Origin of the sequence: Bacillus sp. GZB (assembly GCF_001975995.1) — a bacterium.
In the GTDB taxonomy this organism is placed as follows: domain Bacteria; phylum Bacillota; class Bacilli; order Bacillales; family Bacillaceae; genus Bacillus; species Bacillus velezensis.
In genome coordinates this window covers 831,757-846,422 of record NZ_MTQG01000017.1, presented here as the reverse complement: position 1 = coordinate 846,422, position 14,666 = coordinate 831,757, and the positions used below count along the sequence as shown (strand labels likewise).

Genomic DNA, 14,666 nt, shown 5'->3' with positions numbered 1-14,666 from the left:
TTATCTGTCCCTCCAATGCTCATCCAGAAAGCCTTGACGTCCGGAACCTACACGGTAGCGCCCGTAGTGATCAGGATTTTTCTTATAAAAGTGCTGATGATAGCCTTCCGCTTCATAAAAAGGCTCAGCCTTTAAAATGTCTGTCACGATCGGCTTTTTAAATATGCCGCTTTCTTCAAGCTGTTTTTTTGAGGCTTCAGCGATTTGTTTTTGTTCATCATTATGGTAATATATCGCCGCCCGATATGAACTTCCGCGGTCTGCAAACTGGCCGCCTGCATCAGTCGGGTCGATCTGCTGCCAAAACAGCTCGACAAGCTTTTCATACGGATAAATGTCAGGTTGAAATGTGATTTGAACGGCTTCTCTGTGTCCGGTCGTTTCACTGCACACTTCTTCGTAAGTCGGATTCTCAGTATGGCCTCCTGTATAGCCGGACACCACCTTTTCAATTCCGGGCTGTTCGTCAAACGGCTTCACCATGCACCAAAAACAGCCGCCTGCAAATGTGGCGATTTCTTTTTTTTCTGACATACGGGTGCCCTCCTTTGTTCATACGTGGTATTATTATATTATAGCATGTATAAACAGAATAAAAATAATTCTGCTTTCAGGGGAAGCTAAACGAATGCCACGCTGACTACATATTGGAGGTTCATGATTTGAAAGTAAGGACACAAATGATGTATGATATGGAAGCTTTGCTTCGAAAAGTGTTTAAACAAATCAGAAATGAAGTTAATGAAATTCTAGATAAAGAGCTGTCCAGGAACGAATTCACCATTTTGCGGATTCTCAGTGAACAAGGGCCTAAAAAAGTAACGGAATTCGCCCCTATTCTTGAGGTCTCCGCAAGCCACATTACCGCAGTGACCGACGCTTTAGTAGAAAAGGAATGGATCACCCGCATCCGTTCTAAAGAGGACAGGCGAATTATCAGAATCCATATTACGGAAGCCGGGGAGAAAATTGTCGATCATTTCAACCAGAAAAAAACAGAATACTTTTTTAAACGGTTTGACTGCTACTCTGATGAAGAGCTTGCAACGTTAATCAAACTGTTCAGCAAGCTAGACAAAAAGCGCTGACACGAAAAAACACAAATCCCTGAAAGGATCTGTGTTTTTTTTATGAAGACTTATTGTTTCGGATGATAATAGGAAAATTCAATTTCATCCGTGTCGAGATTGATTTTATCCGCTTTTACATACATGCCGTTGTCTAAAGGCATTTCTGACAGACGGATCTCGATGCTTTTATCCCCGGAATGAACGTGCACAAATGACGGGAGTTCATAAAAGCTGTCCATATAATTCAGCACAAAGCTGATCGGCAGGCTTAATTCGCCTAATGAAAACTTCGTCACTTTCAAAATCACATCTCCGTTCTCCTGTACGGACGGTTCAAATGTGACGACCGCGTTAATGGAGGTTGAGAATGCTTTGATTTTACCTGCCACGTGCACATCGTTATTGATGTCCACTTTGTAGTCAAGCTGATTCGATGCCTTCTCTTTTAAGTACGCATTCACAAACCTGGCAAGAGATTCTTTAGAGCTTGTGATATGAAAGCCGTACTCACTTTTTGTCTGATCTTGTATTTTCGCCTGCTCTCCCGGCATAACCAATAATGTCACAATTACCGCGGCGGCAATCACATTGAGTGCGAGAAGAACAAAAAACAGCGATTTCCACTTTTTCATCATTTCACCCTATTCTGCTGGTAACCCTTGTTTTTCAATGATGCCGTATAATCGATCGGCGATGAGTGCATATCCTTTTGCGTTCGGATGAAAATCATCATCCTTTGAAATCCGTCTGCTGCCGCTTTTTTGACTGAACAAGTCTTCAACATTCACCGCGGCGGCGTGGGGATCTTTTTCCAGCTCTTTTGCGGCGATCTTGTTCCAATCCGTCACAACCCCATTAATTTCTTTTAATTCAGGCAGCGTAAACGTGAATGGATTATACATGCTGACATACACCAGCTCTGCGTTTTCATTATATTTGCGGATTTTTGAAACGATCGCCTTGAATCGTTTTTCAAAAGGTTTCTCTTCCTTTTGGAACGGCTGAACCGTCAGCTGCATCATATTCTGGCGGAGCACCTTCATTAAGTCATTGCCGCCGATGGTAAAAAAGATATAGTCGGCGCTCTTTAATGATTTCTGAACTTTTTTATTATCAAGCTTTTCCAGCAGGTCCGACGTTTTGTCGCCCTGCACCGCATAATTTTTAATATCTACCGTTTTCACATGTCCCTTTTTCTTAAGGGACTCCGCTGCCCTGCCGACGTATCCTGAACCGTCAGGATCTCCCACTCCTTCAGTCAATGAATCACCGACCGCAGCTATGACAATATGATCTTTCGTTTTCGGTTCTTCAGCGTCAGAACCGGTGCGCTGGACAGAACATGCTGATAAAAGCAAAGCCAGTCCGGCGATCAATGAGAACATTCGCAGCTTCAATCTGGTTGCTCCTTCCCCGTCTACTAGTGGAAAGTGTAACATGTTTTTTCAGTTTTGAAAATGTCTAATCTGCCAGTTTACTTGAGCTCCTCAGCCGCTCTGACATCTGAGAGGATGTCAGCATACGGAACTTTCTGCACGCCGTCATAATCTTTAAGCACCTTGCCGTCAGGTCCGACTAAATAAAAAGAAGTTTGATGTATGACCTGGTCCTCTCCCTCCGGCTTTTTGACGATTGCTTTAAAGCTGTTCAGCGCAAAATCTTCAATGTCCTTTTGGCTGTAACCGGTCAGAAAATCCCAGTTGCGAAGCGAAAGCGGATATTTGGAAGCAAATGCTTTCAGCTGTTTCGGCTTATCATTTTCAGGATCTACACTGAACGACACAATCCGCACGTCCAGGTTCTCAGCCTTCAGTTTTTTTTGCAGTTCGGTCATGTGGGCCGTCATCGGCGGACAGACTGTATTACAATTTGTAAACATAAAGTCGGCAATCCAGACATGCCCCTTCAGGCTTTTCAGTGACACTGTTTTTCCGTCTTGGTTCTGATATGAAAACGGCTCAATCTGATAGTTCAGCGGGTCTTTTATCGTTTTCCCCCCGCAGGCGCACAAGAGCAGCAAACAAAAGACGGCAGCGAAGATTTTCATTTTTTTCATTTCCATTCCCCCCATGGATAAAACGCTTACAGGATTCATCAAAAAAAAATTCCCGCACCCTCCCCTATCAAAAGGAAGGCGCTAAGGAATATGCACCGTTATGCGTTATGTTTTAAAATCTCTTGGTTGAAAACGGCCTCGTAATCTTTCCACTTCATACGGCGCTTGACATATTGTCGGAATGAATACACTGTTCTCACACTTTGTGAAGCAAAAACCTCTCTCAAATAAAGCTCAAGGTGCTGATGAATTTGAAAAAAATAATGTTCACCTTCCGTGACAACCGGTATTTCTGTCACTTTTACCTGAATCCCGTCCTGTCGTTTGAACTCTAGGCTTTTGAGTAACAAGATATCAATCCTTCTTTTTCGATTGTTTTCTTTTTATTATATACAATCTTAGAAAGCGTGTCTGTCATTTTGCGCGGCCGTTCTAAAAAAAGTCAGATTAACAGGTGAAACAGATCCTGATCTTTATTCACCTCTACGTAATGAAATCCTTTTTGATTCATCCGGGCAATGAGCGCGCCGTAATCTTCCCGATGCTTGAGCTCAATGCCGACCAATGCGGGGCCGCTGCTTTTGTTATTTTTTTTCGTGTATTCAAACCGGGTGATGTCATCATCAGGCCCGAGCACTTCATCAAGGTATTCACGAAGCGCTCCCGCCCTTTGCGGGAAATTAACGATAAAATAATGCTGCAGCCCCTCGTAAATCATGGAGCGTTCCTTCATCTCCTGCATTCTGCCGATGTCGTTATTCCCTCCGCTGACCACGCAGATGACGTTTTTCCCTTTAATCTCTTCCTTGTACAGATCAAGTGCTGACACGGACAATGCACCCGCCGGCTCCGCTACGATGGCGCATTGATTATATAATTCGAGAATCGTGCTGCACACTTTTCCTTCCGGGACAAGCACAACGTCATCGACGACGGTTTCGAGCGTTTGAAAGGTTTCGGCGCCGATTTTTTTTACGGCCGCCCCATCGACAAATTTATCAATTTTCTCAAGTTCAACCACTTGTCCGGCTTTTTTCGATTCAAAATAGGAGGCTGCGCCCTTCGGCTCTACCGCTATGATTTTTGTATCCGGCGAGATGTTTTTCATGTACGTGCCGAGTCCGGACAGGAGTCCTCCTCCCCCTACGCTTGCAAAAAGAAAATGCGGTTCAACGTCAATGTCATTTAAAATTTCGATGGCAGCCGTTCCCTGTCCGGCCATGACATCGGGATCGTCAAACGGATGAATAAACGTGCGGTTTTCTTTTTCACAGCATTCCGCAGAACTCTTATACGCATCATCGAAAGTGTCACCCGTCAATATGATTTCAACAAATTCTTTTCCGAACAGTTCCACTTGGGATACTTTCTGTCTCGGTGTGGTTGACGGCATAAAAATCTTGCCGTGAATGCCGAGGTGTTTGCATGAAAACGCAACCCCCTGCGCATGGTTTCCCGCACTTGCGCATACAATTCCGTTTTCAGTCTGCTCTTTTGAGAGCTGCCTCATTTTATTATAAGCCCCTCTGAGCTTAAATGATCTGACCACCTGCAGGTCTTCCCTTTTCAAATAGATATTGCAGCCATACCTCTCAGAAAGTCTGTCATTCCTCTGCAAAGGCGTATGGATCACAACGTCCTTTACATTTTGGTGCGCTTTTAAAATGTCTTTTACCTGGATGAGAGAGTCTTCTTTAAGCAACGGTTTCATTTACAGAGTCCTTTCTTATTTAAATCCCTATTTAATATGCCATTATAACATGAATATTCAAACAATAAGATAATTATTTTAATTTTGTAAATAAAAATAAATGAACCGATACAAGAGAAAAAGATATTTTCGATCGCACAAACGTGTTATACTTAAACCAATTAGAACCAAAAGGAGCCAATTTATGAGTGTAATTGAACAAACTGATCCTTTTTATCAGCTGGCCGGCGAACATCAAACCTTTTTAGAAGCGAAACGGTTGGCCTCGCAATTTGCCTTATCTGATTTGCCGGTCTTCATAACAGGTGAAGTCGGAACCGGAAAAAAACAAATGGCCAGAGCGATCCATCATAAATCCCGCAGAAACAGCGAACTATTTATTACCGTTCACTGCAGCCAAAACGAAGATCGGCTCGAATATGAACTGTTCAGCGCTGAAGGTGCATTAAACAGGGCCCGCCGCGGAACATTATTCTTATATGAAATCGGAGACATGCCGCTCTCGGTACAGACCCGCCTTCTTTCCGAGCTGGACGCCGGGATTTCCGCCCGCATCATTGCAAGCAGCACGGCGGATCTTGGCGATACCGGCGCAGAAAATACGTTCAGCCAAGATTTATTTTACAGGCTTCACGTGTTATGCCTTCCGCTCCCTGCTTTATCTGAACGAAAAAGCGATATACCGCTTCTTTTGCAGCATATGCTGACAGCCACGGGGCAGCATGTTCATATCGATCCGTCCGTTTATCCGCTGTTTGAGCGGCACACCTTTAACGGCAACATCAGAGAACTTCAAAATGCGGCGTGCTATATGGCCGCGGCAGCATCCGGCAGCACGATTTATCCCGATGATGTCCCGCTGTATATCAAAAACAGCCAGAAAGCGAAAACAGCTAAGAAAAAAGAAAAACGGCTGACATTGATGGAGAAAGAAGAGTTTTTGTTTATTTTGGAATCAATTAAAGACTTAAATACAAAAGGCGAACCCGCCAGCAGACGGAGCATATCCGAATTAAGCGAAAACAGCACAATGACATTATCGCCCCAGCAGGTCAGAAACAGGCTTGATTACTTAGAAAAGATGAACTATGTGACAAAAGGCCGAGGACGCGCAGGAACAAAAATTACATTAGAAGGGTTGAGCTTTTTGCAGTCACTGCAAAAACAAATCCTTTAAAAAGGAGGACATTTGATTGTTCACAATAAAAGAAGAAATCGCAAATGCCGTCACACACGGAATCGGTGTATTGCTGTCGATTCCGGCGCTTATTTTTCTCATTATCTTCGCGGTGAAATACGGCTCGCCGACAGACATCGTCAGCTTTTCAATCTTTGGCGCTTCAATGCTGCTGCTGTATCTCAGCTCGACTCTTTTGCACAGCATTCAGCATAAAAAAACGAAAGACATTCTTGAAATTGTGGATCATTCCGCGATATACGTATTAATAGCCGGAACATATACGCCATTTTTATTAGGACCCCTTAAAGGGGCGCTCGGTCTGACCCTTTTAATTATTGTTTGGTCGCTTGCCATCGGAGGCATCGTGTTTAAAATCTTTTTCGTGAAGCGGTTTATCATTTTTTCAACGCTTGTCTATTTATTGATGGGCTGGCTGATCATCGTCGCCATTAAACCGCTGTACGCTTCGCTGTCAGGCCCCGGTTTCGGCCTTCTTCTTTTCGGCGGCTTATTGTATTCCGCCGGCACAATATTTTATATTTGGAGAAAGGTTCCGTATCATCACGCCATTTGGCACAGTTTTGTTTTAGGCGGCAGCGCCTCGATGTTTTTCTGTATTTTGTTTTATTGCGTCAAAGTTCCCTTTATCTGAAATAAAAAAGCACAGCCTCTCTATAGAGACTGTGCTTTTTTTATGCACGGAGCCGTTTCTGACCGGCCGGATAATAAGCGGGCTTTATATGTAATTCAATGTCAGCCGGTTTCAGCCGTTTCAGTAATCTGCCCCGCAGCAGCCGGTCTGTTCCCGAAGTGCTGACGGGCACAATCGGGAGATCGAAACGAAGTGCCAGTTCCTCCGGGTTGATTTTGCCGTCTTCAGACAGAATCAGACTTTGTCCTTTTTGCAGACGGACTTCCGCCTCCTGAAACACGGCGTCCCGGCTGTCTCCGTCACAAATGACACCCATCAGCCGCAGCCAATTTCCGAGAAACGGCATCCGGAAAGCTTTCTCGCCAGCGATAAAACCAGCCGGCTCTTCAAGATGTCCCGCAAGCAGCAGAAGTTCAGCCGGGCGCAATCTGGGATGCACATACAATACGGGGCCGTCCGGGATCGGCTGATCATGATGAATGCCGATTGCCGATCCCGATACGTCAATGCAGCCTCTCATAAAGGCTTTCGGCCGCTCATATACCAGCCTCATCTGTTTTTGAAAAGAAAGCCGCGGGTCAAGCTCTTTTTGATTGATATATTCCTGAATATTTTTCATGAACATAAATACAACGTACATCACAAGGCAGCCGTAACGAATCAATTCTTATCCCCCTGCTTAAATCAATTCTTTTTCTCGTATACAAGGTACTCATAATCGTAAGGGTTTTTTTCATCTTTTACTCCCTGTTTGCGGGATGTCAATTCCCATTCAGCTTCATTAAATTCCGGAAAAAAACGGTCTCCTTCAAAGACATGGTGAATTTTTGTCATGTAGAGTCTGTCCGCATAAGGAAAGAGCGCATTGTACAGCTGGGCGCCGCCGATCACAAAGCATTCTTCATCCGCCGGGATCAGCTTGAGCACTTCCTCAGCTGAGTCGGCGGTAATACAGCCCGGGAATAAAGATTCGTCCCGTGAGGTTACAACGATGTTACGCCGATTCGGAAGCGGGCGTCCGATTGATTCAAACGTTTTCCGCCCCATTACAATGGTGTGACCCGTTGTCACTTTTTTGAAATATGCGAGGTCATCAGGAAGGTGCCAAGGCAGATCGTTATCTTTTCCGATCAGCCGGTTTTCATCCATCGCAAAAATAAACGAAATCATACGCTGACAGCTCCTTTTATGTGCGGATGCGGGTCATAATCCTCAATGATAAAGTCTTCAAACGTAAAATCAAAAATAGAATCAACATTTCGCGCAAACCGCAGTTTCGGCAGCGGACGGACATCCCTTGTCAGCTGCAAATTCACCTGCTCCACATGGTTTTGGTAAATGTGGACGTCTCCGAATGTATGAACAAACTCACCCGGTTCAAGCCCCGTCACATGCGCGATCATCATTGTTAAAAGCGCATAAGACGCAATATTAAACGGCACGCCGAGAAAGACATCCGCTGAGCGCTGATAAAGCTGGCACGACAGTTTTCCGTCCGCGACATAAAACTGAAACAGGCAGTGGCAAGGCGGAAGCGCCATATGATCAATTTCGCCGACATTCCAGGCGCTGACGATTAAACGTCTGGAATTCGGGTTTGTCTTGATGTCGTGAATCAGCCGGGAGATTTGATCAATGGTCTCGCCGTCCGCTCCGCGCCATGAACGCCATTGAGAACCGTAAACCGGTCCGAGTTCTCCGTTTTCATCCGCCCATTCGTTCCAGATGCGGACTCCGTTTTCCTGAAGGTAGCGGACATTCGTATCTCCTTTTAAAAACCAAAGCAGCTCATGCGCGATGGACTTAAAATGGAGCTTTTTCGTCGTAAGCATCGGGAAACCTTCCTGAAGGTTAAACCGCATTTGGTAGCCGAACGTGCTGATCGTACCCGTTCCCGTACGGTCTCCTTTTTTTTCTCCGTTTTCTAACACATGACGGCACAAATCTTTATATTGTTTCATTTTTTTCATCCTTTTAAAGTAGTCTTTTAGTAGTGTAACACAATAAAAAATCATTTCTGCAAAATTTCTCAGAAATGATTCTTTTATTTCTTCTCGCTATTACACGCTCATCCAGTCAGGCGGCGTATTGCGGTCCCAGTAAATGCTGCCGAGCTCATGATGTGATTGAAATCCGTCTTCAGCGGTATGGTAATGAAAATTAAACCAGTAGCCGTCTTGCGGAGGATGATCCCGGCGGACGTGGAACCTTAAAAGATCTTCACCCGTCAGCCTGTTATACACATGAAAAATTTTTTCAGTTTTTCCGGCCGACGGTTTGCTGGAAATAACCACATCCTGATACGCTTCATCATCTTGAAACTTGGCCAAATGTCCTGTGATCACATCTTCGATTTTCGGCAGAATTTCACTTCTGTAATCATCTTCAATGACCGGAGAGATTTTGCTGCCGAATTTTAAAAATGATTGATTTTCAGCATCACCGAGAAGCTGCTGCTGATACGATTGAAACAGTAATTCAGGCTCCCGCCCTGCCTTCTCTTCTCCCGGCAGGGCGTGTTCATCATAAAAAGCGGTGTAATCATTCTGCTCAAGACTGCTCGACTGTCCTGAAGGCTTGTCTGTCATCAAAGCAGCCGGAGGAGACACGAGTCCGAACGTTACAATGGTAAACAGAACCACAAGGGTCTTTTTCATCCACAATTTCATGACAGATTGTTCCCCTCTGTTTTATTGTCCTCTTTTCCTTTATTTTAGCATAGATGAAAGCGCGGCGTCATGTCCGGCAGCGTATTATCATGCAATATGGGAAATTGGTAACTGTGACCGAGCGGATAAACCGCTTACAATAAGAAGGAGAAAAAGGAGGGGATGAGATGATTAACGCTTTATTTGCGACTGTATCACTTCTCACGCTGCTATATTTTGTCGTTATGGAAATCACTGATTAACGAAAAAGAAGCCCATGATATCATGAGCTCACATGGATAACACCAAAGTGGAAAAGCGCCGTCTTTCTTTTCAGCACCTTGAAGCCGTATCGTTCAAACCGCGGGCTTTTCCAATGGTCTTTAAGCACTACGCATTTTTTCGCCGCCCGGACGGCTTGCGTGATGCACTCTTCGTTAAAACCCTCTTCTGCCAGCGCGCGGAGCGGTGCAATGCCGTCTGACGTTTCAACAGGTTCGTGAAACATCGGGTCAAAATAAATGACATCTACCGATGAATCAGGAAGCTCCCGCAAATAATCGGCGCAGTCGGCATGTTTGACCTGAATGCGTTTCATGGCGGTTTGGAGCTGCTCCATTCCGGTTTCCCACGTTTGAAGTCCTGTTTCTACAAGCAATGAGACAAGCTTGTTTTTCTCCAGGCCGATGACTTGTCCGCTTTTTCCGACTGCCAGGCTTGCCAAAATCGCATCGGATGCCAGGCCGAGCGTACAATCTAAAAAGGAATCCCCTTCGCGTAATCCGGCTGCTTTTAACAACGGCTCGGCTTCCCCTCTCAAAAACCGCTTTGCGCGGAACATCGCTGTATTCGGGTGAAAAAAGAACTTCTCCCCTTGCTTCGTGTAAAGTTCGAACCGTTCCTTTCCGATGACTAAAAGATCGCCAGCCGCTCGTTCCAGCATTTTTTCAATGGGCTGTTTATTGCGGATGCAGTAAGTGTCACCCAGCTTGACACTGAGTGACTGCGCTGTGTGTATCGTATATTCGCTTGGTCTGTAACTCGTTGTGATCATTTTTTTCTCCAAAAAGAAAATGCCCGGAATTCGGGCATTTCAGCAGTGCGCATCGAAGGCATCCGTCAGATTTTTCATAATTTCCTCCATGTCATGCCCTTCGATTTCGTGGCGGGGAATAAAATGAACGACCTCTTTCCCTTTTAACAGCGCCATTGAAGGCGAGGAAGGTTCCTGCCCCGTAAAATATTCACGCATTTTTGCAGTTGCGTCTTTATCTTGACCGGCAAATACGGTAACCGTATGATCAGGCGCTTTTTCATGCTGTAAAACAGCCTGAGTCGCAGCCGGACGGGCAAGACCGGCAGCACAGCCGCACACGGAGTTGACAACGACCAATGTCGTGCCCTCTGCCTGTTCCATAAAGCTTTCTACTTCTTCAGCAGTCGTTAATTCCTGAAAACCCGCACCCGTCAGCTCACGGCGCATCGGCACGACCAGCTGGCGCATATATTCTTCATAAGCCATTGACATAAAAAAGCCCCCTCTAAAATCCTTATATGAAGTCAAGGATACTATAGAGGGGGCCGGAATTCAATTGTTCAGGCCTCTGTTTTATATTTTCATGATTCCGCCTGTATTGGCGCTTGTTACGAGTTTGGAATACCGGGCTAGATATCCTGTTTTTACTTTCGGCTCGAAGCCTTTCCATTCGGCCTTGCGTTTTTCCCATTCTTCTTCAGGCACTTGTACGTCCAAAATCCGTTTTTCTATGTCAACGATGACATGGTCGCCGTTTTCTACGAATGCGAGCGGGCCGCCTTCAGCCGCTTCAGGCGATACGTGCCCGATTGAAAGGCCGCGGGACGCTCCTGAAAAACGGCCGTCTGTAATAAGCGCCACTTTCGGGCCAAGCCCCATTCCGACAATTTGAGACGTCGGAGCGAGCATCTCCGGCATGCCCGGGCCGCCCTTTGGCCCTTCATAACGGATAATGACAACATCTCCTTCTTTTACTTTGCGGTTTATAATGCCTTCAAGCGCGGCTTCCTGGGAATCAAAGACGACAGCGGGCCCTTCATGTCTTGTAATCCCGTCCTGTACGCCGCCTGTTTTGATAATGGCGCCGTCCGGAGCCAGATTCCCAAATAGGACGGCCAAACCGCCTTTTTCGGTAAACGGATTGTCAATCGGATGAATCACGTCATAATCCTTTACTTCATGACCCGCAATTGTTTCTCCGAGTGTGCGGCCTGTTACAGTCAGCGCGTCAAGATGAAGCGCTCCTTCTTTTTTCGCCAATTCATTAAGGGCCGCCGAGACTCCGCCCGCTTCGTGCAGATCCTCAATGAAGACGTCCGAGGCCGGCGCCAATTTCGATATGTGAGGCACTCGTTCAGCCACTTCGTTAATGCGTTCTAAAGAGTACTCAACCTCAGCTTCATTGGCAAGCGCAAGCGTATGAAGCACTGTGTTGGTTGAGCCGCCGAGAGCCATGTCTAACGCAAATGCGTTGTCAATCGCTTTTTCGGTGACAATATCGCGCGGCTTAATGTCTTTTTTGATGGTCTCCATCAATTGGGCCGCTGATTTTCTCACAAACTCTCTTCTCTCCGGTGAAGTTGCTAGAATTGTTCCGTTGCCCGGAAGCGCCAGACCGAGCGCTTCAGACAGACAGTTCATGGAGTTTGCCGTAAACATGCCCGAACAAGATCCGCACGTCGGGCAGCCGAACTGTTCCAGCTCCTGCAGATCGCTTTCACCGATTTTCCCGGCTTGATATGCGCCGACGCCTTCAAATACTGAAGAAAGCGAAATTTTGCGGCCGTCGCTTGTGCGGCCGGCTGCCATCGGCCCCCCGCTGACAAAAATGGTCGGAATATTAATCCGCATAGCCGCCATCAGCATTCCCGGCGTAATTTTGTCGCAGTTCGGAATGCAGACCATTCCGTCAAACCAGTGAGCCGAGACGACCGTTTCAACTGAATCGGCAATGATTTCGCGGCTCGGCAGCGAATATCTCATACCGATATGCCCCATCGCGATTCCGTCATCTACTCCGATCGTGTTAAATTCAAAAGGCACACCGCCCGCTTCCCTGATTGCTTCTTTTACGATTTTTCCAAATTCCTGCAGGTGAACATGCCCGGGAACGATATCGATGTATGAATTACAGACCGCGATAAACGGTTTGCCGAAGTCTTCTTCTTTTACGCCGGCAGCGCGAAGAAGGCTGCGGTGCGGCGCTCTGTCAATTCCCTGTGTGATCATGTTGCTGCGTAATTCTGCCATGGTGATCCCCCTACTGTTTTTAGACTGTGCATTATTTTTAAAATTTTCAGTTTATTCTAGGGCGTGTTCTGCAAATTTTACAGTGTCTTTGCCCTGTCTCGCTTTTCTATTCTTTCTGTATTTCGATAAAAACCCTCCAACAATTAATATTGTACTTACTATATAGAGTTTTGAATCATTTTTCAACAATATTCTAAATAATTTTTATAAAAAGTGAATTCAAATAAAAAAGGTGCATGGCGCACCTTTTTGTTATAACTGTTCTTTTTTTCTGCTTTCAGTCATCTGTTTCCAGACTGAACCTTTCGCCTCTTCTCCGTGCTCAATCCGTTCAATCGCCATTTTGACTTGCAGGCTGACTTCGAATTCCTGATCGTCTTCCGCTGCTTTTAATGCTTCCAGCGCGCTTTCATCGCCGACTTCATATAAAAACATGGCCGCGCGCCAGCGCACTAGCTTACTTGAGTCACTGAGCGATTTCATCATGGCCGGGATGGCGCTCGCATCGCCGAGATCCGATAGACAGTCACCCGCCGTCCTTCTGACCGTCACCGTTTTGTCTTCAAGCGCTTTGTATAACAGCGGAAGCACAGACGGCTTTTCGATCATTCCCAAATAAACGACGGCTTGTCTTCTGATCGAAGTCTTCGGATCATGCAGCGCCTTTTCCAATACTGGTAAATCGTCTTCATCCGGATCCATTTGCTCAAGATGGGCATAGCGCTGTTTCCAGTCTTCATCATCAAGCATCTCCAATGTCACTTTATAAGCTTTCCGCTGCACTGCCGGTTTGGCCTCACCCTTTTGCTGTGCGGCTGCTTCTGTCAGACGTTTGAGCCGCTCATCACTGTAGGCGGCCTGAAGCTCTTCTGTGACATCGTGTCCGATTTCGGTAAAATCCCCGAAGCGCACGCCTTGTTCTTTCCAGGCCCGCTCAAATACGACATTTGAAGCTTCGGAACGCAGCTTTAAAATGGCTTCTTGGAAACGTTCCGGAAGGCCGAAGCGCTCTTCACGTTCGCCGTCCGTCAATTTGACCTGCATCGGGATTCCGCTGAACATTTGTACGAAAACCTTCACTTCACCGAACGATTCCTGTTCAGAACGGCTCTCAGACTGCTCCGTATGTTCCATTCCGAAGGCGGAACGGACCTGAGGCAGAATTTCCTTCCAGTCAAAACGGGCGTTTCTCTCCACAGCCAGGAAATCGGCAACGTGATAAACGCCCTTTACTCCTTCAATGTTTAAAATATCACGTACGACAGCCGGAGCATCATCTGCCTGATCGGGCTTGTAATTGTTGCTTTTCCTTGCCGGAAGCTCTTCAGTCAAAATCACTTTCATCGTGTTCGGACTCGGCGTCGGTTCTATTGATTTAATCTTCATATTGGTCCTCCTATGCGCAATCTGACACTTATTCTAACATAGTCGGCACAAGCGTTCTATTGCGCCGCTTAGCTTTTGCAAATGCCGGCCTCTTTTTGGATACGGGCGGCGAACTGCAAAAGAAATTGATGCCGCTCCTCTGCTAAACCGGCCCCCGCTTTTGTATTCATTAAGCCTTTAAGCTTGATTAATTTATCCTCTATATGGGCCAGCACACTTGTTTGAGTTCCGTACATCGGGTGACCCTTCGCGCCGGCAAACATAAAAGCCCTGCCGATACCCGCTGCGCCGATCGCATCAAGCATGTCTGCATCCTGAACAACTTTCCCCTCCAATGAAAGCGGCCGCTTTTTCAGCAGTTCCCTGTGTCTGAATGACATTCTCGTGATAATATCCGCGATCTCCTGAATGGAGCCAGCCTCGATGTTGAAAGCAGCCAGCCGTTCTGTCACTTCGCCTGCCGTCAGCCTTTCGCTTTTTTCGAGCTTGGCGTCAATCAGATCATGAACCAGCGCGGCCGTCTCAGTGATAAATAAGTCGGCGCCTTCTTCTTTTGCCATATAAACAGAAAGTGTTGCGACCCGGGAAATATGAAGCCAGTCATGGCCCGTCCGTTCATTAATAAGCTTTTCTCTGACCCAATTCCTGACGCTTTCCAGCTGCTCTTTTTCGTTCAC

18 protein-coding genes are annotated in these 14,666 nt (G+C 46.2%); 3 read left to right on the top strand and 15 right to left on the bottom strand.

Translation table 11 applies throughout. From position 1 onward, the window contains the following. On the bottom strand, positions 1-534 hold the full coding sequence (gene msrA / locus BXO87_RS15295) for a peptide-methionine (S)-S-oxide reductase MsrA (protein WP_003153641.1): 534 nt from the start codon (positions 532-534) through the stop codon (positions 1-3). Between the two features lie 128 nt (positions 535-662). On the opposite strand from msrA, the gene BXO87_RS15290 reads away from it, so the two are divergent. Next, positions 663-1,088 (top strand): MarR family transcriptional regulator, encoded by a 426-nt coding sequence (locus BXO87_RS15290; protein WP_003153639.1) that lies wholly within the window; start codon positions 663-665, stop codon positions 1,086-1,088. A gap of 50 nt (positions 1,089-1,138) precedes the next feature. Here the strand turns inward: BXO87_RS15290 and BXO87_RS15285 are convergent, their stop codons facing one another. From BXO87_RS15285 to ilvA, 5 genes are all read right to left on the bottom strand, one after another. Further along, a complete protein-coding gene (locus BXO87_RS15285) occupies positions 1,139-1,702 on the bottom strand; it encodes a YpmS family protein (RefSeq protein WP_017417998.1) in 564 nt (187 codons plus the stop codon). A gap of 9 nt (positions 1,703-1,711) precedes the next feature. Next, positions 1,712-2,467 carry an SGNH/GDSL hydrolase family protein gene (locus tag BXO87_RS15280; RefSeq protein ID WP_003153635.1) on the bottom strand — a complete coding sequence of 252 codons (756 nt, stop codon included), beginning with the start codon at positions 2,465-2,467 and terminating at the stop codon, positions 1,712-1,714. Positions 2,468-2,544: 77 nt separating this feature from the next. Continuing rightward, positions 2,545-3,126, bottom strand: a complete 582-nt coding sequence (locus BXO87_RS15275; protein ID WP_038458824.1) for an SCO family protein — start codon at positions 3,124-3,126, stop codon at positions 2,545-2,547. 98 nt (positions 3,127-3,224) lie between these two features. Next, positions 3,225-3,476 (bottom strand): DUF2535 family protein, encoded by a 252-nt coding sequence (locus BXO87_RS15270; RefSeq protein WP_007409532.1) that lies wholly within the window; start codon positions 3,474-3,476, stop codon positions 3,225-3,227. A 92-nt stretch (positions 3,477-3,568) separates the two neighbouring features. After that, complete coding sequence (gene ilvA / locus BXO87_RS15265; protein WP_014418155.1) at positions 3,569-4,837, bottom strand: threonine ammonia-lyase IlvA; 1,269 nt, start codon at positions 4,835-4,837, stop codon at positions 3,569-3,571. 184 nt (positions 4,838-5,021) lie between these two features. On the opposite strand from ilvA, the gene BXO87_RS15260 reads away from it, so the two are divergent. After that, positions 5,022-6,014, top strand: coding sequence for a sigma-54-dependent transcriptional regulator (locus tag BXO87_RS15260; protein ID WP_038458827.1), 993 nt, complete (start codon positions 5,022-5,024; stop codon positions 6,012-6,014). 16 nt (positions 6,015-6,030) lie between these two features. Next, positions 6,031-6,669, top strand: a complete 639-nt coding sequence (trhA, locus tag BXO87_RS15255; protein WP_007612091.1) for a PAQR family membrane homeostasis protein TrhA — start codon at positions 6,031-6,033, stop codon at positions 6,667-6,669. 40 nt (positions 6,670-6,709) lie between these two features. Here the strand turns inward: trhA and BXO87_RS15250 are convergent, their stop codons facing one another. The 9 genes from BXO87_RS15250 to BXO87_RS15210 all read right to left on the bottom strand — a co-directional run bounded on the left by BXO87_RS15250 (position 6,710) and on the right by BXO87_RS15210 (position 14,666). Then, entirely contained in the window at positions 6,710-7,333 is a 624-nt protein-coding gene (locus BXO87_RS15250; RefSeq protein ID WP_038458830.1) for a lysophospholipid acyltransferase family protein, read from the bottom strand. Between the two features lie 20 nt (positions 7,334-7,353). Continuing rightward, positions 7,354-7,839, bottom strand: coding sequence for a dihydrofolate reductase (locus tag BXO87_RS15245; protein WP_038458833.1), 486 nt, complete (start codon positions 7,837-7,839; stop codon positions 7,354-7,356). Next, positions 7,836-8,630, bottom strand: coding sequence for a thymidylate synthase (locus tag BXO87_RS15240; protein WP_003153622.1), 795 nt, complete (start codon positions 8,628-8,630; stop codon positions 7,836-7,838). Before BXO87_RS15240 ends, BXO87_RS15245 begins: the two co-directional genes overlap by 4 nt. Before the next feature lie 99 nt (positions 8,631-8,729). Continuing rightward, positions 8,730-9,338, bottom strand: a complete 609-nt coding sequence (locus tag BXO87_RS15235; RefSeq protein ID WP_007409526.1) for a YpjP family protein — start codon at positions 9,336-9,338, stop codon at positions 8,730-8,732. A gap of 262 nt (positions 9,339-9,600) precedes the next feature. Beyond that, the gene (locus BXO87_RS15230) at positions 9,601-10,371 is read right to left on the bottom strand and encodes a class I SAM-dependent methyltransferase (protein ID WP_038458836.1); all 771 of its coding nucleotides are present in this window, start codon (positions 10,369-10,371) and stop codon (positions 9,601-9,603) included. A gap of 39 nt (positions 10,372-10,410) precedes the next feature. After that, positions 10,411-10,845, bottom strand: a complete 435-nt coding sequence (locus tag BXO87_RS15225) for a BrxA/BrxB family bacilliredoxin (protein ID WP_003153619.1) — start codon at positions 10,843-10,845, stop codon at positions 10,411-10,413. Between the two features lie 81 nt (positions 10,846-10,926). Next, complete coding sequence (gene ilvD / locus BXO87_RS15220; RefSeq protein WP_038458839.1) at positions 10,927-12,603, bottom strand: dihydroxy-acid dehydratase; 1,677 nt, start codon at positions 12,601-12,603, stop codon at positions 10,927-10,929. A 252-nt stretch (positions 12,604-12,855) separates the two neighbouring features. Beyond that, positions 12,856-13,989 (bottom strand): conserved virulence factor C family protein, encoded by a 1,134-nt coding sequence (locus tag BXO87_RS15215; RefSeq protein WP_076851386.1) that lies wholly within the window; start codon positions 13,987-13,989, stop codon positions 12,856-12,858. A 68-nt stretch (positions 13,990-14,057) separates the two neighbouring features. Further along, positions 14,058-14,666 carry an HD domain-containing protein gene (locus BXO87_RS15210; protein WP_038458845.1) on the bottom strand — a complete coding sequence of 203 codons (609 nt, stop codon included), beginning with the start codon at positions 14,664-14,666 and terminating at the stop codon, positions 14,058-14,060.